Annotated in this window: 15 protein-coding genes; all 15 read right to left on the bottom strand. The window is 37.8% G+C overall.

Translation table 11 applies throughout. The features are described from left to right. Window position 1 precedes the first annotated feature (1 nt). Window positions 2–1,213 (bottom strand): FecR family protein, encoded by a 1,212-nt coding sequence (locus K5G00_RS18245; protein WP_238767625.1) that lies wholly within the window; start codon window positions 1,211–1,213, stop codon window positions 2–4. A gap of 265 nt (window positions 1,214–1,478) precedes the next feature. Further along, complete coding sequence (locus K5G00_RS18250) at window positions 1,479–2,036, bottom strand: RNA polymerase sigma factor (RefSeq protein WP_238767626.1); 558 nt, start codon at window positions 2,034–2,036, stop codon at window positions 1,479–1,481. Between the two features lie 1,061 nt (window positions 2,037–3,097). Next, a complete protein-coding gene (locus tag K5G00_RS18255) occupies window positions 3,098–4,924 on the bottom strand; it encodes a hypothetical protein (RefSeq protein WP_238767627.1) in 1,827 nt (608 codons plus the stop codon). Between the two features lie 2 nt (window positions 4,925–4,926). Continuing rightward, entirely contained in the window at window positions 4,927–6,999 is a 2,073-nt protein-coding gene (locus K5G00_RS18260) for an alpha-amylase family protein (RefSeq protein ID WP_238767628.1), read from the bottom strand. Between the two features lie 11 nt (window positions 7,000–7,010). Then, the gene (locus tag K5G00_RS18265; protein WP_238767629.1) at window positions 7,011–8,423 is read right to left on the bottom strand and encodes a sulfatase; all 1,413 of its coding nucleotides are present in this window, start codon (window positions 8,421–8,423) and stop codon (window positions 7,011–7,013) included. Further along, complete coding sequence (locus tag K5G00_RS18270; RefSeq protein ID WP_238767630.1) at window positions 8,420–9,832, bottom strand: sulfatase; 1,413 nt, start codon at window positions 9,830–9,832, stop codon at window positions 8,420–8,422. Before K5G00_RS18270 ends, K5G00_RS18265 begins: the two co-directional genes overlap by 4 nt. Window positions 9,833–9,839: 7 nt before the next feature. Beyond that, entirely contained in the window at window positions 9,840–11,279 is a 1,440-nt protein-coding gene (locus K5G00_RS18275; RefSeq protein WP_238767631.1) for a sulfatase, read from the bottom strand. Between the two features lie 49 nt (window positions 11,280–11,328). Further along, complete coding sequence (locus tag K5G00_RS18280; protein WP_238767632.1) at window positions 11,329–12,723, bottom strand: arylsulfatase; 1,395 nt, start codon at window positions 12,721–12,723, stop codon at window positions 11,329–11,331. Window positions 12,724–12,862: 139 nt separating this feature from the next. After that, on the bottom strand, window positions 12,863–14,335 hold the full coding sequence (locus tag K5G00_RS18285) for a RagB/SusD family nutrient uptake outer membrane protein (protein WP_238767633.1): 1,473 nt from the start codon (window positions 14,333–14,335) through the stop codon (window positions 12,863–12,865). A 12-nt stretch (window positions 14,336–14,347) separates the two neighbouring features. Further along, window positions 14,348–17,617, bottom strand: a complete 3,270-nt coding sequence (locus K5G00_RS18290; RefSeq protein WP_238767634.1) for a TonB-dependent receptor — start codon at window positions 17,615–17,617, stop codon at window positions 14,348–14,350. 205 nt (window positions 17,618–17,822) lie between these two features. Beyond that, a complete protein-coding gene (locus K5G00_RS18295) occupies window positions 17,823–18,824 on the bottom strand; it encodes a FecR family protein (RefSeq protein ID WP_238767635.1) in 1,002 nt (333 codons plus the stop codon). A gap of 79 nt (window positions 18,825–18,903) precedes the next feature. Continuing rightward, window positions 18,904–19,518, bottom strand: a complete 615-nt coding sequence (locus tag K5G00_RS18300) for an RNA polymerase sigma-70 factor (protein WP_238767636.1) — start codon at window positions 19,516–19,518, stop codon at window positions 18,904–18,906. 439 nt (window positions 19,519–19,957) lie between these two features. Further along, window positions 19,958–20,518 (bottom strand): hypothetical protein, encoded by a 561-nt coding sequence (locus K5G00_RS18305; protein WP_238767637.1) that lies wholly within the window; start codon window positions 20,516–20,518, stop codon window positions 19,958–19,960. Window positions 20,519–20,533: 15 nt separating this feature from the next. Further along, window positions 20,534–21,043 carry a hypothetical protein gene (locus K5G00_RS18310; RefSeq protein ID WP_238767638.1) on the bottom strand — a complete coding sequence of 170 codons (510 nt, stop codon included), beginning with the start codon at window positions 21,041–21,043 and terminating at the stop codon, window positions 20,534–20,536. A 59-nt stretch (window positions 21,044–21,102) separates the two neighbouring features. Continuing rightward, window positions 21,103–21,507: a helix-turn-helix transcriptional regulator gene (locus K5G00_RS18315; protein ID WP_238767639.1), complete on the bottom strand. Its 405-nt coding sequence runs from the start codon at window positions 21,505–21,507 to the stop codon at window positions 21,103–21,105. Window positions 21,508–21,694 lie beyond the last annotated feature (187 nt).

Below are 21,694 nucleotides of genomic sequence, written 5' to 3' on the forward strand. Positions count from 1 at the left end.
ATTATTTAATTATATATTTACTTTCGTTGATTTTCTGTATCTCGACAGATGCTGTTGAGGCTATATTGTCAATCGCTGTTTGACAGTCGTCACTTAATATAAGCTTACCAGATATTTCAATAAAACCTTTCACCGAATTTTCATATGCTATTTTAATGTCGTAAAATCTCTCCAATTTTTTGGTTATGCGATTCAGCTCTTCTCCATCAAAAAGGAAATAACCATCTTTCCAACTCGTATGGTAGTTAATATCAACTTCCTTTACAGTTGATTCCTGTGTAGTTTTGTTATAGCTGGCAGCCTGATTAGGCTCCAGATAAATTGATTTAGAAAAAGGTAAATCATTTACTTTTCGTATGCGAACACGGCCTTCGGCAAGCACTGTTCTTACAATGTCATCTTGCCTGTACGACGACACATTGAATTCTGTTCCCAAAGCTTCCACAGACAATTCGTTTGTATTGACAATAAAGGGCCTCGATTTATCTGCTTTAACTTTTATATAGGCCTCTCCTTCCAGAAAAATTTCTCTTTTTTCGTTATTAAAAACATTTGGAAATAACAGACGACTGCCTGAATTTAACCATATTTCAGATCCATCGGCCAAGGTCAGATAGGATCTTTTACCATAAGGAATAATAATTTGGTTAAAAGCAGCAACATCATTTGTACTAAGATTTCTATCTGCCCGAATTGTATCATTATCGATAACTACCCTATCCTCATTGTAATTAACTGCGGATTCTTTGCTTTCAATCGCAATATTTTTCCCATCAGATAATATGAGTTGCGCATCAGAACTATTTTCAGGCACGTATGTACTTTCCGTCAGCAATTGATTCCGAACGATATTGGTTTTATAAAAAACAAAGTAACCTAATGAAAAAAATACCATGGCAACGGCTGCGTATTTAGCAATGCCTGGAATTGATATCCTGGAAATTGATATTAATGAACTACTTTTTTTGCTGTTTCTGTTGTATTTATTCAAAGCATTTAATAATATTTCATGCTTTTCTTTAGATGACAACTTCTTGTCATTTGAACAAAGCGTCTTGCACAATTCCACGGATTTGAGAAGTACAGGCGTCTGTTCAAAATTGGTTTCCTGATAATTCTTCCAGTATTCATCTAATTCAGATGTTGGATAATAGATCCATTCTATAAATTTTGGATCTTCAAGAAACTTTAAATACTCCTTATCTAAAATCATTTTTTTTATGAGTTTTAAACAAGACTTAAAAACGCACAAAAAGGGGACACAAATTCACAACATTTTTTATAAATTATTAACAAATTGATAGCAATAACGCATATAGAGCACTATAATTCTGCATAAATAACCAAAACACTATCAATATAAAAAAACAACTACTACTCGAAGTACTCTAAAAAAAATGTTGGTCATTATTAAGTTTAGTCCTTAGACTCTCCATCAATAACAAATAAAATATAAAGAAAAAGTGGATGTGTGATTCTCACTCAGAAGTGCCGTCCAAATCGAGAAGTTCTCTTAATTTTCCCAAGGTACGGTAGGTTTGTTTTTTTGCTGACGCTGCATTTACTCCTACAATTTCGGCAATTTGAGCAAAACTAAGGCCATGATTATACCTTAGATTAATTATTTCTTTTTGCTTACTGGTAAGTTGATTTAAAGCGTTTTTAATTTTCTTTTTTTGAGAATTTCCAACTTCATTGTCGATCCAATATTTTTCTGCCGAATATTCAATTTCAAATTCAATATTCTCTGAAACTGCCCTCATCTTTTTATGTGACGATAGTGAGTCGATAAGAGAGTTTTTTAACGATTTAAACAGGTAAAATTTAATTGAATCGAGATTTCGGATCTTATCTCTTCTTTCAAATAATCGAATAAAAACTTCTTGAATACAATCTTTTACCAAATTATCATCGCTACATATTTTAGTTCCATAAGCATACAGTAAATCAACATGTTGATTATAAATTAAGGTAAAAGCAGAATGATGCCCAGCCTTAAAATCATTCCATATTTTTTGATTTTGCTTATCGTCCATTTAAAATTATTCACAATCAGATATGACTACTCCAAACATTTTAATGAGAGGCAACAAAGCAGCTTTAATTCAAAAATATTAGTGTTGAAACGATTCCTGAAAGAAACCTACAAAACTACAAATCCATGTGATTTATACAACAAAGTTCCAACATTAAACAATTGTTGATTGTTTTCATTTAACGGAAACTGAACAATTCACAGGATATTACATCCACCATAGATAACTCAATTTCATTAACGTTGCATCTGTTTTTTGTGGAGAATATGCCTTTTTCTTGCCCAAACACTATCACAACGCAAAGAATACCGGGATAATTCTATTTCAAAACATTTCTTGCTGCTTGAAAAAAATACACCAAACATTGTTTAAGTTTTGCTGAATCTGAAGCCTTAGCTCAAGAGCGTTAAAAAGTTTACAAATGGAGTGTTGGCTACTTAGCAAAAAGAATAGTAGACGATAGCAAAAAAAAGAGAACAGTTAGCTTTTCTCGATAAACTCCAACGCACGCTGGTGTATGGTATGAACCACATATTCTTCATATTTGCCGCCCGTGTTTCAATTAAACAGCACTTTTTCCTCGTTGTGCCACAAATAACAAGGTAATAGTTATGTATTAGTTGTCCCCAAAAATTCATCGAAGTGCTCGCTTCAGAGTCAGGATATCCGAGGCAACACTTCTCAAAACCACCACACCAGTGACATAAACTTCCTTCTTTAGCGGGGTTCCGCCATGGTAAAAGTGTAATACACTGTCCTTCAGTTTTTACTTCCCTGTTCCGCAAACAGGCATATGTCTTGTGGTTTGGCCGGTCATCAACGACGATTGCGATAGCGCACAAACAAAAAAACCGGCATTATGCCGGTAAAAAATATTCTTTTTGCAGCCAATTTATCAATGTTTGTGTTACAAAATGAAATTGTCCGTTAAAGCACAAATCACCGTTACTCAAATCATAAGCGAGTATGTATATAACATTCGGTTTGTCTTTTGCAACGATAAAATTGCTAAAAAAACAAAAAGAAAATCAGTTTACATTTTCGTCATCCCTTACAATTTTTTAGATGTTCAACTTTATCACCATCCCTGGAGCTGAAATATCATCCTTATCTCCTGCTGAAATGCCTATTTTATCGATCAGCTCACCTGGTATATAAATACTGTTTCCCTCAATCTTTACTTTAGGTTTGATATCGGTTGCCGAATCAGCAAGTAAATCCTGTGCCCAAATATTTTCAGGACTTATTGTTTCAGGAAATTCTATAATTAACATATTGTAGTGACCAAAAATTCCTATGGGTTGGGTTACATCTTTAATTTTAATAGTGACTTTTGCCCTTGGATGAAACCAGTTATCATCAGGGCGAACCCTTCCCTCTGTTGCAATACAAACCGCTCCATTCGGATAGGTTGTAGCCATAACATAAGGTGGCTCACCATCTATCTCAACTTCAGGCAAAGGCATATTCCGAGCCATAATTGCAGGTGCACTTTGATAGACCATTTTGCCGTAAGTTGCTTTGTTCCATGTGTCCCACTTTGTAAACTCACAATAATCAATTAATTCTTTTTCAGATGAATTATACGTTCCTTCACCAGCAGGGAAAGCAGGTGCAATTCGCGACCAACGCCCAAACCTTTCAGCCTCATTCATTCTTCCCTGCATGTGCCGTTTCCCTGATAATTGGTGGTGAAGATCTTTCCCCTCAAGTGTACGTTCCATGTAATTAGGATGACGTTTGCTTGCCACCAAACAGCCCAAAGCAGCGGCTGCATTACAATCGTCCTGAAGATTCAATATTGAACGATATTTAGGTTGATTTTGTGTTTGTTTTAAAATGTCGTGTGTACGACGCAGGGTAGTTACAGACATCAAAAGAGGAGAAGCATCATACGTGCGAAATGCATCTGAATATTGTAAAACTCTTAACATTTCTTCCTGTTTGGCGCCTCCTGCATCGTAAACAGAAGGATATTCTTTCCTGTTCGGTACATCCCAGTCGGGATTTAAATTACCAGCTGGAGTTACGTATTCAAGATTTAATTCAGGGAAAATCTTTTCTTTGATTTTAAAACTCCAGAAATTTTCGGTACCACCTCCATCAATTTTCCAGTATTCGATTCCGGCATATTTCGACCATTCAACGAATGTATGAGCCGTAGTTGAATCAATGGTTCCTCTTGTCCAGATACCTAGTCCACGCCATCCGTTGGAAATAATTTCTTCATTAAATAACCGAAGTGATTCTTGCGGCTCAGCATCTCCATACTCGGGAAAATCGCGCGGATCGATTTGCAAAGAAAAAAATGGTTTGGCACCAGACACGGTTCGTTCCGATGGCTCCTTGGTTTGCCAGCCATGGTCGATTAAAAAATACCAGTCACTGCGCCCACGTGGAAGATAATTGGTTACCCAACCTTCTTCCGGATTGAAAAGATGATTATATGTGAGTTCTTCACGTGCTGCCGGGTTCGTTATTTTATTTAAATCAGAGATTTCTCCGCCCCGTTGCACCCAATAATTTTGAGCATACCATGTACACCAGTAATTGGCAGCGGTTGCTGGTTTTTGCGGAATCATATTAACCATTGTTTCGGATTGTTGAGTGCACGAGATAAATACTATCGAGATAAATAAAACTGATACAATTGTCTTCATAATATATGATTTATTTAAATTTACATATTCAGGATTTGGATTTAACATAACAACATTAACTACTGACTGCCAGTATTTTAATTTCGCACATAGAAGTTTTGTTTTTTCAGGAAATTTATTAGACAGGTTTGTGGTTTCCCCAATATCCTCTTTTAAATTGAAAAGACTGAGCTTTTCTGATTCAAACTCATAAATCAGTTTCCAGTCTCCTTTGCGGATAGCAAACATCTTTAATTAAGAATTTTATATCGATAGAATAGAAAAGATGCCGGTATATCCGAAGAAAACAAAAGTGATGAACCGGACTGTGTTAATATTCTTTTTTCTCCGGTTAGCAAGTTATAAAGCTCAATTTTTTTGTTTTCTAAAAATTTGAGCTCGATGCTTTTACTTTTTTCGTTGTTATTCAATTCACGGAACACGGTTAAATATCCATTTCCTGTTTCCGGATTATAATTCTGAAACCCGGTCCAGCTTTTGTTGTCAGGTTTATCGCCAATAGCAAAAACATAGCCTTTGTACATTTCGTCCCGTTCTGCCTTATACTTTGCTATAATTGGTTTGAGTTCAGCTCTTGCTTCCGGCGACAGGAATTGCAATTCAGTAAAAAATATAGGGCTCGACATCAATGTAATGGCAAAATTATAAGCATGTGAATATTTTAATGCATCTGTAATTGCCTCCGGAGGAGTCAGGTCTTTGTTCTGAAAAGTGAGCTGTACTTTATTCAGGTTCATATAGCTGGCGAGTTCCCATCCATCACGCAATACCTGCCACGGCTCATACTGCACGGAAGGACGTATCGTGTATGCTTTGCGGTTTGCCAAATAAAGGTTTCCGCAGTCGCGTCCGAAATAAAATCCCATGCGTGGAGCTCTTTCTGTCACATCCCAGTTTACAACAGCACTATAGTTTGAGTACTTTATTAAATCGCGTGCCTTATAATACAGATTATCTAAAGCCTCCTTTGTATGAAGTACGGCAAAATCCAATTTAAAGGATTTAAAATCGCCAGCATCATAATTTGCTTTTAACGTATTCAACGGCGCAGTCCAGGCATTCCACAAACCCAAACGAATCCCTTTTTCCTTTGCTGTTTCGCGTACTTTCCCAAAACCATCTGGATAAATATCGTAGCTTTCGGGCATCAACGTCCCGTCTAAAAGCTGGGGCAATTCACTGTTTTTGTATGATTGGGTCGGGCCCTTTGCTGCCGGCAACCAACTATCTTCACCTTTTCTTATTTGCCATCCATCATCAATCTGAAGGATATCAATACCCAGTTCTGCACAGACTTCAATTTCGGTCAACACATTTTCTTCCCTGGCTTTGTACCAACACTGGTCCTGCTTATCTTCAGAGCCCCAGGTATTGGCCATGATAAAAACATCCCTATCCGGATGAACGGGATAACGAATCCGATCAAAACGTTTAATCTGCATTTGTGCATCAAGTTCGTTGCCCTGATAAAGAACCAGCCAATTGGCCCAGCAAAATTTGTATTCGTTATCCTCAAGATCATTCGGACAAAGACCTAAGCCGGTTACAAATAGCTGACTTTCTTTTCGTTCAAAGCCGCCTGTCTCCAATGCCTCGTGCATGTCCGTATGAATCTGCGATTCTTTCAGAAGAATTAGCCCGCCTGCTCTTCCGGCAGCAATCAGTCCGCTTGTTATTTCTGAGCTTCCATTTTCCGGGATATTTTCTGTCGTTAATATTTCATACGGTTTAACATCAGCTTTTAACCCGGCCTGATAGCCAAAAGCAGTTACTTTCTCCTGTTTATCAGCTAATTTAATCGATTCTGAAATTCCAGGGGCCAATGTTCCATCCCCCATCTTTTTGCCGGAAGGCGTTTTTAGCCAAACCTGGGTACGTAGTCCGGGGGCATCCGGGTAAGCCCAAACTTCATACTTCAAAATTATATTACTGTATTTTATTTCGGCTACAATAGTAAGGTGTTCACTGGTAAAATGCTCGTCATCATCACGAAAGGCTTTTAGTGATATTAGTTTTCCTTCACCAAGATCACCAAAATCCCAGTCTGCGGGGGTATCAGAGTTTGTGGCAACTACCTCTCCTGAATTATTTTTTATTTGTATGGTAGAAAGTCCCTTACCTGTCCAAACCCAGGAACGTTCTATTTCTCCCGTTGAAACAATCAGTTGATTTCTTTTTGTATGGGCTTTTGCATTTTTGAAAGAGTTATTTAGTGTAGGTAAATCTGATGCAAACAAACTTGGCGGAGTAAGGAGAGTAATAATTACAATTATTTTTATCAGTCCTAAAATATAGTTTTTCATTGTTTATTCTTTTAATTTTTAAACTCTGGGTTTGGGTTTGGTATAACAGCGTTAACGTCTAATTGCCAGTTTTTTAATTTCTCATATAGGTATTTTGCTTTTTCAGGAAATTTATCAGACAGGTTTGTAGTTTCCCCAATATCCTCTTTTAAATTGAAAAGACTGAGCTTTTGTGATTCAAACTCATAAATCAGTTTCCAGTCTCCTTCACGTACAGCAGCTGCCATACTTTTTTCATTATTACGATGATGCGGGAAATGCCAGAAGATTGCTCTATCATCTGGTTTTTCCCCATCGATTATTACAGGCCATAAGTTAATTCCGTCAACTTTGTATTTCCCTGTTTCTGAAAAGTTTCCGGATGCAGCCAATAAAGTAGGGAAAAAATCCGGACTGGTAACCGGGATTTCGCATGTTGTATTTTCCGGAACAATTCCGGGCAAACTAAAAACCAACGGAACACGAATGCCTCCTTCATACAATGAACCTTTCCTATCTTGCAGAGGTGGATTTTCCTGAACTCCGCCATTATCAGAATAAAAAATTATCAATGTATTTTTAGTTAAATTCAATTCACGAAGCTTGTTTAAAACTCTGCCCACATTTTCATCCAACTGGTCGATCATTGCATAATACTTGTTTCCATTGTATTTTTTTACAACATCATTCGGCACTTGCCAGGGAGTATGCACTGTATAAAATGAGAGATAAAGAAGAAACTTTTCCTTCTTATTCTCTTCAATGAACCTGCATGCATCTTCCCCGAGCCTGTCTGTCAGATATTCATTTTCGGCCTCATCTGCAATAGTTGCATTCCGGTATGGTGAAAAATAGCTGGCTGGCTGTCCATAGGCACAACCTCCAATATTAATATCGAATCCTTGTTGGTCGGGGTGATAATTGGCATTAACGACGCCATCCGTAGTTGTTTGCGACCCTTCACCTGCCAAATGCCATTTTCCCAAAAATACAGTTTTGTAACCATTCCTTTTTAATACTTCTGCAAGAGTTGTTTCTTCCAACGGAAGATGGTCAATAAAATCGGCTTCTAACAACTTTTTTCCCTTGCTTCTTTGGGCAACATACTTTTCCATTCCAATTCCCGGAATATGGCATGTTAGATGCAGAGTTGCAGGATATTTGCCGGTAAGAATACTTGCCCTGGTAGGCGAACAAACAGGACATGAAGCATAAGCATTGGTAAAAACCATTCCGTTTTGGGCCAGCTTATCAATATTAGGCGTTTTTATTTGTGGTTTTTGTTTCATATAGCCAATATCGGAGTAGCCAAGGTCGTCAACTAAAATAAAAACGATGTTTTTAGGATTCTCCATTTTATCTTTTGAAAAAGCCAAAAACGGGAATACCCAAAGAAAACAAACAACAACAACAACCTTTTTAAAAAAAATTATTTCTAATTTCATTTTACACTATTTCCTTTAAAATTCGGATTTATTATAGAAGGGACAGGGGCTGCAGTTTCTTTCCGCCATTCTTTTAATATTTCAAGAAATTCATTCACTTTTTGAGGATTGGAAGTGGCCAGGTTATTTGTTTCACCGATATCTTCTTTCAGGTTGTATAATTCAATATCATTATTTTCAAAATATTGAATCAATTTCCAATCGCCTAAACGAATGGCAGAACCGGGACGACAGCGGAAAAGCGGATCCTGGCATTCTGGATTCCCTCCTTCGAGATAAATTGGGAAATGCCAAAACAGAGGTCTTTCCCTTAACATGCTGTTTCCTTTCAACAACGAAACAAATGACTGTCCGTCAAGAACTTTTTCTTCAGGTTTGGAAATTCCTGCCACTTCAAGGATTGTTGGATAAAAATCAAGGTTAGAAACCGGGTAATCCGTTGTAGTCCCTTGCTCAATCTTTCCTTTCCAATAAGCAAACATCGGTTCCCTGATACCTCCTTCGTAATATGATCCTTTGCCTGCACGAAGTGGCTTTTGTCGTGTTACTTTGTAAACACCACCGTTGTCAGAGATAAACAAGATGAATGTATTTTCAAGTTTATTGGATTCTTTCAGTAAGGAAATTAAACGACCTATTTGAGAGTCCAGGTTTTCAACCATTGTGCCATATTGGGCATTATTCTGACCATTCCATTCCGGCTTGTTTTTATACTTGGAAAGTAAGTCTTTTACCGGGTTTACAGGAGTATGAACTGCATAGGGAGAATAATATAAAAAGAAAGGCCGATCTGATGTGGATTTTACAAATTCCAGGGTTTTATCCATTACCAGATTAGTCAGATAATAATCATCTGTTGGTGGCTTAAGGGAAGGTACATTTTTATATGGAGGATAATAACTTCCGGGGTTTCCGGCATGGCTACCGCCAATATTTACATCGAATCCAAACAAAGTGGGATCATCGCTCAGATGCCATTTACCGGCATGGCAGGTAGTGTAACCGGCCTCTTTTAATACTTCAGGAATAAGAATGTTATCATCGGGCATATATTCATTATTTGCGGTAGGGATTAATTTGCGGTTTTCACTTTTTCCCCTCTCTGATGTTCCGACAGTGTAGATACCATGTCGTGGCGTCCACTGCCCACTCATCAAACAGGCTCTGCTGGGGGCACAGTTTGCCGCAGCCGCATAGGCATTGGTAAAAATCATTCCATCGGCTGCCAGGGCATCTAAATTGGGAGTTTCGTAATATTCCGAGCCCATAAAACCAACATCTCGCCAGCCCATATCGTCAATGTTGATGAGCAAAATGTTTGGCTTGTTTTCATCCTCGATTTTAGCTCCACAGGAAGTAACTTCCAGGCTAAAAATTGTAAATAAGAGAATTAATGCGAACCTATTCATTGTATGTTTATTTTACTAGTGTTTGTTTTTCAGCCTGTTCAATAATTCTCGTATTCCATTTATCCAACCAATCTATTGCTCCAGGCTTAAAACCGGGGTTAGGTTCAGTTGGTATAGGTGCTTCCATTTCTTTTTGCCAGTTTTTCAGATCAGTTAAAAGTTCTTTGGCCTTTTTCGAGTTCTTATTGCTGAGGTTTTGGGTTTCCCCAATGTCCTTTTTCAGATTGTACAATTCAATTGAATGGTCTTCAAAGTTTTCAATTAGCTTCCAGTTTCCTTTTCGGATAACTCCTCCCGGCGCTTGCCACAAATAAGAATTGCTGTGCCCGTTTCCGTTATAGGAAGTTAAATGCCAGAAAATAGCATCACGATTAAGACACTTTCCTCCATCCAGAAGCGGAACAATACTTTCGCCGTCAATTATTTTATTTTCCGGGATAGCAGCCCCCGCCATTGCAGCCAGTGTTGGGAAATAATCAACCACGGTTACCGGCACATCACTGCTAGAACCCTGTTTTGCTTTTCCGGGCCATCTTACAATCAACGGCACCCGGATGCCGCCTTCGTAAAGATTTCCTTTTTGCCCTTTCAGCGGAGCATTGGAGGTCACCATTATTTGACCGCCGTTATCGGAAGTGAGGACAACAATCGTATTTTTTGAAAGGTTCAACTCTTCAAGTTTATTGAGCACCCTCCCCACTGAATAATCCATGTAGCTGACCATGGCTCCGTAATTTGGATTATTTTGCTCGTAAAAGCCTTCTTTCCCTTTGTATTTTTCCACCCATTCCTTTTTTGCATGAACAGGCACATGAACCTGATAAAATGGGAAATAAATAAAAAATGGCTTGTTTTTGTTTCCATCAATAAACGCACACACACTATCTGTCAGAACTTCGGTGATGTATTTCCCTTTTTCTTTTACATCAATATTTTTAATACCCACGAAAGGGCTAAAATACGATTTAGGAGAGCCAGCCTCACAACCGCCCACATTCACGTCGAAGCCCTGATTGGTAGGATAAGTCTCTTCATTATTCCCCAAATGCCATTTCCCGAAACTACCGGTTTTATAACCTGCATTTTTCAGGACTTCAGCAATGGTAATATCCTCGGGTACAAGGTATTTTTTTGACGGAATCCCTTTCAGCTTTTTCATTTTCGATGGGGTGTTGGCATACCCATCTACCGAAAAAATTCCGGTACGCGGAGCATACTCACCGGTCATCAAACTAGCTCTGGAGGGAGAGCAGGTTGGCATCATATACGCCGATGTGAATTTCATGCCCTGATCCGCTAGTTTATCAATATTTGGGGTCATGTAATAGTCACTACCAAAACATCCCAAGTCACTCCAACCCAAATCATCAACCAAAAAGAAAACAATATTCGGTTTTTCCTGAGCTTTTATATTGATACTTCCTGATAACAGAATAGATAACACCATTATTTTTATAAGGAGCGTTTTATTGAAAAACAAGAGTCCCTTAATTTTACTATTCATAACTCGACAACATGGATTTTATTTGTTGGACAAGCCCGGGATGCTGATCTGCAACATTGTGCTCTTCTCCTAAGTCATTGCTTAGATCATAAAGCTCTATTTCACCCGGTTGGCTTTGCTCATTGGATGAATTTGGATAATTCACCACTGCTTTCCAATCGCCAAGCCGGATTGCTTTCCCTTTAACGAATTGATGCTTTCCCTGCCGGAATTCCCAGTACAAATAGTTATGCTCTTCCTGCCTGCTTTCGCCTTTTAATGTAGGGTAAAATGAAATTCCATTGGTTTGCAGAGGTTTTTCCTGGTCAATAATATCTGCTATTGTAGGAAGGATATCCCAAAAAGCACTTGGAAAATCAGAAGTTGTTCCTTGTTCAATTACATTTGGCCAACGAGCTAAGAACGGAGCCCTTAATCCTCCCTCGTACATATCGCGTTTATGTCCTCTCAAAGGCCCATTGGAATCCCAGTATTCCGGGTCATGCCCTCCTTCGTGATGAGAACCATTATCGCTTGAAAACATAACCAGAGTATTATCAGCAATCCCCATTTGTGTTAAAAGCGACAGCAATTCACCGATCTGATCATCCAGATGTTCCATCATCGCTCCAAACCCTGCAATTGGATTTTGTACAGGCGGACAAATTTCTCCCGGCCCGGCTCCATATCTGCCAATTTTATCATCAAATTGAGGCAATTTCTTTCGCCATTTTTCATGCAATTCTTTTGGGGCGTGCATGGCAGCATGTGGTATTGCAGTTGGGATATAACAGAAAAAAGGCTTATTTTCCTTCACACTTTCCCTGATAAAATTAAAAGCATCCTCCATTATAAAATCATGCACATAAGTTCCTGAATCCAAAGAAATCTCCTTACCATCTCTCACAATTGACGACGGATAGTACGTATGCGCAATCATCTGGCTTTTCCAGCCGGTAAAATGGTCAAAACTATGAGTTAAAGGATTCTCCTCTCCTTCGTTACTCGTTATTCCCAATCCCCATTTACCAAAAGCTCCGGTTGTATAGCCAGCATTTTTAAACAAGCGAGGTAAAGTAACCATGGTCGAATCCAGTGCTCCCATTTTTTCATCTGGCATATTTCCCCTGCAATGAACATGGCCGGGATCCTGGCCGGTCATTAATACTGCCCTTGACGGAGAGCAAACAGTATTTCCGGAATAATGATTGGTAAAAAGTAAACCTTCATTTGCCAGCCGATCGATATTGGGTGTTGACAATTTCTTTTGACCATAGCATGATAAATCACCATATCCAAGATCATCGGTAAGGATATAAATAACATTCGGAGGACTTGTTTTTTCTTCCTTGAAGGAGTTAAAAAATATGAAAAAGCCGAAAAGAATAAATATGGAATAGTATTTCATAGTATATCTTCTACAAATCAATTTTAATAATTGCTATTCATAGTACTAAAAATGCAGCCTATACTAATTTCATCACACGGTATAATCCATAAATCAATATAAGCTGCATCAGATAAATTAAGAATTGTACATGGTACTACTAATAACCCGGATTTTGCTCTAAAGCCGGATTCAACACAATTTCTGCAGGAGGGATTGGAAGCAGCGAATGATACGATTGAACATTTTCAGCACCCCATGGGTTTGTAGTCGCCATTGATTTAACAGCTTCTACTAATTTTCCCCAGCGTATTAAATCCCAGCGACGTTGAAATTCAAACCCGAGTTCCCATTTGCGTTCGTCCATAATTGCCTGCCGAAAACTTTCTTTTGTCAGGCCAGACAGCATTTTCGAAGAGTCATCAAAAGCTCTTGTCCTAATCGTATTTATTTTTTCATAGGCATCCGCAGTTGGGCCATTCAGCTCATTTTCTGCTTCTGCATACATGAGGTAAGCATCAGCAAGCCGGTAAATAATCGTATTGCTGCCCGTATTCCCCTTCGGATCTTCCAGATTCATATTTTTCGTGATATAATGATAGTGGTATTCACTTTCATCCAGACCCAGCGAATGGTAAAAATCGTAGGAGTTATAACGTTTGTCTTCAGGGTCAAATGTTTCAAGAAATTCTTTCGAAGCGACATGCAGCCCGTAACCCAGGTTGGTGTTAATCGCGCCCGAAAGATTTGGTTCTTTGTCAACCCCTCTGATATTATATTTAGTAGGCAGTGTGGATGTGTGAATATCTACCACATAATCAATCTCCCATATTCTTTCCGCATTGTATTCGTGGTCCTTCCCAAACACATCTTCGTAATTTTCCATTAGGCTGAAATCGCCTGAATTGATTATACTACCTGCGGTCGCTTTGGCATTTGGCCAGTCTTGCTGCCATAGATATACCTTGGTCAATAACATGGAAGCTGCCCATTTTGTAACTCTACCGACATCGCTGCCTGAATATTGTTCAGGTAAGTAAGGGATTGCATCAGTTAGATCCTTTACCATTTGGGCCCGGATATCGGCAACAGGGGTTTTCGGAATTTCACCACCAACTTCCGTAACATTAAGCTCCTCAAGCCACATTGGAACGTCACCCCACCAGTTGGTCAGCATATAGTAGAACAAAGCTCTGAGGGTTTTAGCTTCGGCCACCACACGGTCCTTAATCCCATCCGATATATTTTCTGATGCTGAAACCCTTGAAATGCATAGATTGGCGTCGCCAATTGCCCTGTACAGTTCCCGCCAGGTACCTCTCATCCTGCCGTCAATAATATCCGGCGTCATCGTGTAAACATGGTAGTAATGCTGGCCATTGTTTTCCCTTCCCCCGGTCATTGTACCAATGTCTGTACCCAAACAGGAGTAATAACTATATCCGTTCGTTCCGCCTCCATTGTTGTAATAATAATTCAAGCGTGCATAGACCCCGTTTACAGAAGCGATGGCTTCATCATCTGAATTGTAAAATGCCGCCGGGTCCATTAAATCTTTCGGTTTCTCTGTGAGAAAATCTTCACAAGAAGAGAACGCGAAAGCAACAAAAATTATGAATAATATTTTTTTCATGATCAAATAATTTTAAAATTCTAAATTAACCCCAATTACATAACTCCTGTTTTGAGGATAACCGTAGTTATCAATACCTCGCTGTACCGGGTTTGTCCCAGCTGTATTTACTTCAGGATCATAACCATATTTATAATTGGTCAACAGCCATAAGTTACTTCCGGCGAAATAAACCGAAGCCCGGTTTAACCAACTTATACCTTGAGTTGGAATGTTATAAGTAAACCTTAAAGTTTGTAACCGTAGAAAAGAGCCATCACGCACACAAATAGAATATTCCGAGGTATTTACATTTGCTGACGGGTAAGCCCCCGCTCTTGGAATATTTGAATGGGTATTGGTTTCGGTCCACCGGTTTAGGGCATCCTTAGAGATATTCGTTGCAAATCCTCCAAAAAACAGTCTCGTTGAGAAAGGGTTAAGGATATCGTTGCCATAACTCCCGTTAAAGTACATGTCAAGATCAAATCGTTTATAGCTTAATTTACTACTGAAGCCACCAAAAAATTTTGGTTGCGGGTTGCCGATAATCTCATAATCACCAAATCCGTCAAGCGTACCGTTTTCATTTACATCCTTATACTTCGGGAATCCTGGAGTATAATAACCTGCACGACTTACATATCCATTAGGGTTTGCATCAATCTCTGCCTGATCTTTCCAAACACCCTCGTATTTCAATCCATAGAATACCGAAGCAGGTTCTCCTTCAAACAAATAAACAGCATCAGAAAGTTTGCGATAACCATTGTCGGTAGCGAGGTCAACTGCCTCGTTCCTGTTAAAGGAGATATTTACAGAAGCATTCCATTTAAAATCACGGTTATCGAAAATAACGCCACTTACCAAAAATTCTGCTCCTTTATTTTTTACTTCTCCTACGTTATTAATTCGGGAACCATAACCGGTAGTTCCCGGTATCTCAACACTAAGAAGCAAATCATAGGTTTTTTTATAATAATAATCAGCTTCAAGACTCAATTTACCTTTAAACACAGATAAATCAACTCCAATATCATATTGATCGGTTGTTTCCCATTTTAAGTCCGGATTTGGAATATTTCCCTGCCTGAAACCGAGAACTTCAGCCCCATCTTTAAACCAATGGCTTGCTACAGCAAGTGTTGCCAAAGTTGAATAAGTAGAAATTGCCTGGTTTCCTGTCTTCCCATAACTTAAGCGGAATTTCAAATTATGAATATAGTCAAGGTCCTGGATGAACGGTTCTTCACTTGCTCGCCAGGCAAAAGCGGCTGAAGGGAAAGTAGCCCATTTGTTATTGGCCGCCAGTCTGGACGAACCATCGCGCCGTACAGAAGCTGTGAATAGATATTTTCCTTTGTAACTATAGTTTGCACGGCTCAAGAACGACACCATCCTCCAATCGTTAAAGCCTGACTCAATATCCCTTAATTCAGGGATACCGGCACTCAATTTATTAAATTCAAAAACATCATTGGTAAAACCTTCAGCTTTTGCCCAGAAATTTTCATTTTGATAGGTTTGGATAGTGGCACCGGCTAAAATACCAAAACTATGATCACCAAAGTCTTTTAAATAATTTATGGTATTTTCGTTCAGTATACCGATACCGGATGCAGCATCAATCCTGGCCCATCCTCCTTTCTCCTGATTGCTTCGAACTGGCAATGCTGCAGGTTGATACTGATTCTGTTTTGAATTGGTAAGGTCAATCCCCAAAGTAGATTTAAATGTCAAACCGTTTTCAAATGAAGCAATTGCCGACCAGTTCCCGAGAAACCGGGTCAAGTAGGTATTATTTTTTTTCATTTTTACTACGGCAACAGGATTCTCGACCAACTCCCCGTTAAGAGGTTCCTCAATGACATAACTTCCGTCTTCATTATAGACCGGCATAAGCGTTTTGGCTTGCTTCAATAAATCGTACCAACTTACAGCGCTATTATTTTTATTGGTACGGGAAAGGTTCATATTTGCTTCAAACGAAAGCCATTTAAAAGGCTTCAAATCAACATTTAATCTTGTTTGATACCTCTTATAGCCTGAATTCTGAATTACACCCTCTTGATCAAAATAGTTTGATGAAAAAAAGTATTTTGCTTTTTCATTCCCACCACTAATAGATAAATTCATATTGGCTATCGGAGCAACCTGAGACACTTCTTTCTGCCAATTGGTATTGGCAACTGCTGAAATATCGGGGAATTGAATTTCTTGTCCCAAGTATGTGTTTTGTTCGTTTGCATATTCTGCCCGTTGTGGCCCGTTCAACAATTCGATTTCTCGTGGCAATTCCTGAAAACCATACGAAGAATTGATGTTGACTTTTGTTGCTCCATCACTCCCTTTTTTTGTTGTTATTAAGACTACACCATTGGCTCCTCGAGCTCCATAAATTGCAGTTGCCGAAGCATCTTTTAAAATTTCCACCGATTCAATATCATTTGGATTGATCGTGTTTAGATCCCCGGCCCCGATAAATCCGTCAACAACGAATAGTGGCTCATTCGATGCAGAAATAGAGTTACCCCCACGGATACGGATTGTTGTTCCTGCGCCGGGAGAACCATTGGTAGAAGTAACCTGTACACCTGCCGATTTTCCCTGTAGTGCCTGATCAACCCTGGAGACCGGAACTGCCGATAATTCATCTGCCTTAACTTTTGACACAGCCCCTGTAAGATCCCGTTTTTTCACCACACCGTAACCAATGGCAACAACCTCTTCAATCCCAATAGCATCAACACCCATTGAAACATCGATTGTAGATTGATTTCCTACTTCAACTTCCTGCGTTTCCATTCCCACAAACGAAAATTGTAGTGTAGCACCATTGGGAATATTATTTATAATATAATTACCATCGTTATTGGTAACAGTTCCCTGGGTGGACCCTTTTATAATAACGGTTACTCCAGGCAGCGGTTGGCCCGATTCGTCGGTAACGGTTCCTGAAACAGATTTTTGTTGACTTGAAACACTAATTTTTGTATCAGCATTTTTCGACTGTACCAAAATCAACCGGTCTTTTACCTGATAGGTTAAATCTGTTCCTTTAAAAAGTTCGTTTAATACATTTCCCAGTTCCTCCTGTTTTGTATCTATCGAGACTTTTTTCGTTAAATCTACCTGAGCGTTATCATAAAAAAAACGGTAGTCACTGTTGCTCTCAATTTCTTCGAAAACCTGGAGTATTGAAACATCTTTTACTTTCACATCAAGTTTTCCGGCCTGCGCATAAACTTTAGCAGAAATCTGCATAAAACTGATTAGGATTAATAGTATCGTTAGTTTTGCCATGAGCAATAATTTTCTAATTGGAGAGCAGTCATACCTCCCCCTCTGTAATCTAATTTTTTTCATACATTTGTTGTTGTTAAGTTGACTTTAGCCAGTTTTCATCAATTGGCTATTGTTAAATAATAGGAAACTTAGGTTTCTGAGAATGGCGGGAAATGTAGGCGCATTTTCCGCTTTTTTAGTTCATTGTTTTACATAGGCACGTTTATTTTTTAAAGTTTATATATAATTTTCTTTCTTTATAACGGTATTCTATGGGTTCAACGGAAGTACTTTTTACCGCTTCAATAAAAGTAAAGATATTGTCATCAATGCTTATTGTTCCACTAAATCTTTTTGTTTTAAGATTTTCATTTTCAAATACAATCTGCGTATTATAAATCCTGTCAATTTTTACAGCCAGATCTTCCAGGGTTTCGTTCCTGAACCGATAAATGCCTTTCTGCCAATAATCGTAGAAACCATCCGGAACCCTTGATTCAAAAAGTTTCCCGGATGTTCTATCTAAAACTAAACTATGTGATGGTTTTAGAATATAAGAATCAAAACCACCTTTCTCATTTTTAATTTCAAACTGAATTTTTCCTTTTACCAAATCGGCACGTACCAGTTTGTCATCGGGGTATGCCGTAACAGAAAATTGGGTACCCAACACTTTTATCCTGTTGTCGCCAATATTTACAATAAAAGGCTTTTTAACATTGTGAGTTACATCAAAATAGGCCTCTCCCTTCATTTCCAGTTCCCGAAAATCTCCTCTAAATTCAGACGGATATTTTATGCTCGAATTATTCGATAGCCAGACTTTAGTCCCGTCTGGCAAATTAAAATGTGAACGGCTTCCTTTTGGAACATTTATTTCCTGATAAGCAATTTTTTTATCCGAAGATGTTAAAATGCTATTGACGAGAAAAGTAGTTGTAACCAGAAAAAATAATACTGCCGATATGCGCAATGCGTAGTAAACAAGCGGTTTTGCCGTTTTTCGATTTCCAAACTGATGTTTCCGATGAAGATATTTTCTGTAAATAGCGGAGTTATCATGAATTTGTTTTGGGTTGTACTGCCAGATTTGCAACAGGCGATCAAAAATCTTTCTATTTTCTGAATCCGTTACAATCCATTCCTGAAATGCTTGTTCATCAGCTTCATTTGCTTCGCCTGAAACCTTATTCGCTACATTTTCCCATATCTTTTCGTCGTTCATTCAAAATGTTCTTATATCTCCTGTAACAGAAGATTTGTTTGAATGTCCTAAAGGTAAATTGAAAAAATTGATATTTTTTTTAAACAGAGGGTAAAAACAGTTGAAAAAGTAGCATAAAACCAGAGCTATCGCCTTGATCTTTAAGATAACTTTTTATTACCTCACCAATTTTCCTGAGCGCAATTGATAACTGGTGGTTAATGGTTTTTACTGAAATATCGAGCAATTCGCCAATCTCCTTATATTTCATTTGCTCAACTTTAGCCAGTTTATATATCATTTTACAGCGAGGAGGTAAATTTTCAATGGCTTGCTCAATGACAAACTTTAACTCTTTATTTATTAATTCAGTTTCGGGGCAAATAAGGTCAACTCCCAAGTCAACCTCCAAATCATCAAGTGAAATGGCCTTTTTCCTTTTCATTTCACTCAGATAATTGAGTGAAGTATTGTAGATAGCTTTAAAAAGGTAAGCTTTTATGTTTTGAATATTTACCAGCTCCGTGCGGTTAAGCCAAACCTTAAAGAACACATCGGATACCACTTCTTCGGCCACCGCTTTACTTTTTACAAAAGAAAATGAAAACTGATAAAGACGCCCGGCAAACAAATCAAAAAATTGTTTAAAAGCGCGTTCATCCTCTTCAAAAGAGATTTTTTTAATTAACTGATTAATATTTTGGCTTGATTCCAATTTCGTTCCGATAGTTTTTTACAAAAATGAAAATTATTTTGCAATCAGAAAACTATTTAATTGTGCAGTTGTAGCAATACACTTAAAAACCATTTGTCCCATCTCTTCTGTTTCCTATTTTTTGTTGCAAGTCCAGTTTAACCTGTAGCCGTATTCCAGGACTAGACATCTTTTCTGCTTCCCCTTTTTTTTCATTTGTAATCTTTGTCTGGTTGTTGATTCTTTATGATAGTCTTTATAAACCATCTTTCCCAGATTCAAGATTTCTTCTTTTGTCTGATAGTTTCAAGTTTGTTGTTGCTTTTATGAAATAAAACGGAATTAATACGTTAGATGTCAGGTTTTATGCAATATGATTAAACCAATTCTGCGGAGTTGTATTGTCTGCCAAAACAATCGAGGTTTCTACTTGTCGTTAATATTTTTTATGAGAAATTCATCATTTGCTTTCATCGAAATGTTCTGTTAACTCTTCGGATAATTGATTTTGTATAGCATCAAGGTTTTTTATATTCTCAATTAAATTGGAAATTTTGAGAATCAGATAATCAATATTTTTTGGGGAAGTATTCTTAAAGAATATAAATATTTCGTCCCTAATCGAAGTTTCCAAATCTTTTGTCTCCTTTTGAATCTCATAATATTCAACGATTTCAGACATCAATTTGTAATCAATATCTTTTAATATTCCGGTATATTTTGCCGTTTCGTATCCGATACTTTTCAGGTTTGAACCGGTATATTTAATAGATACATCATAAGACCCCAAAGTACTGGCCAGTTTCTGAATTTTCTCAAAATTGCCAAGCAACTGATTTAGATTATCAAGCGTTATTTTTGTTTGTTGTTTATTATCGTTCAGCTCGTTTTGGATAACCGTTAATACTTGTTTTTGCGTAGTGTGCTTTTCGTGCCTTGTCCAAATATTATTAATCCAAAGAGCAATCAGAATACCTACAATCACAATACTCAGCTCTTTGATGTACTCTTTCGTGTTCATTATTTTCATTTTTCATTACAAAACCCTGTTTACTTCCTCTGCCCTGGCTTTGGTTTTCCAGCTTTTTCCATTATCAGTGGAAACTACGTTTTTCCATTTAAAGGAATTTTCCTTAATATCGTAAAAAATCCATTTCATCGAAAAACCAAGCGGATAAACGCAGGTAAGCACAATTTCATCCTTTTCTTTGTGCGCTGTTAAAAGTACTGCTTCTCCCGTACAGCCGTAAAAAATATCCCAGTTTTTATTCTGTGGGTTATAAATTCTTAAAGTAGTACCATATTCTTTTTCCGGTTTTCCGGTATCCGGATTAATCTTTGACGTAACAAAAGTATCTTGAATTCCACGTCCTTCCAACACTCTTGAGAATGTCCATTTGCCATCAAAACAGGATTCGTGTTGAGTACCAATGTTGTCGTTCCACTTAAAGTTCCATTCACCAATTAATGATGCGAAATAATCATCTTCTTCGGGGATAATTACATTTTTTGTTTCTGCGATTAGTGCTTTTGAAAACGTATTCATTTAAATATTTTTTTTGATTCAATAATTATACAAAGATGATTACTAACCAATTAAACGACTTATGAATTCTTGCTCTTTTTGAAATAGGAAGGTGTGTATTGATACCGGTCTTTGAATGCGGTATTGAAATTCTCTACATTCTGGAATCCCGACCGGAAACAAATTTCATTTATTGGCAAATCAGAGGTCTCTAGTAATTGCTTCGCATTACTCAGCCTGGTATCGCGTAAAAAGTTATAGGGCGAATAAGTGGTAATTTCTTTGAAAATCCGACTAAAATGGAACAAACTTATGTTGCAATGATTGGCGATATCGCTTAAACTAATATTTTCATAAAAATTGCTAAACATATAATCTTTAGCATTCTCAACGGTTTGCAAGTGCCTTCTTTTCAGTTTCGCAGATATATTATTGGGGGTTTCATTGTTGTCTATTCTGTCCAGAAACCAATGCAATATGTCCATCACAAGGCAATCAATATAAATTTTGTTTGGGTGTGGTTTTCTTATTTGTTCGAGAAGAAGAAAATGCAGAAATTCGGTATTGTAATCGGTTTTAATACCATTTTAAATACAAAATGCCGCATTGAAAATTTTTAGATAGTGTTTGTTTCCGGTTATTGACATTATGGTTTCGGGTTGCATTTCTATT

The sequence above is a fragment of the Maribellus maritimus genome, assembly GCF_022267315.1.
Lineage (GTDB): Bacteria > Bacteroidota > Bacteroidia > Bacteroidales > Prolixibacteraceae > Draconibacterium > Draconibacterium maritimum.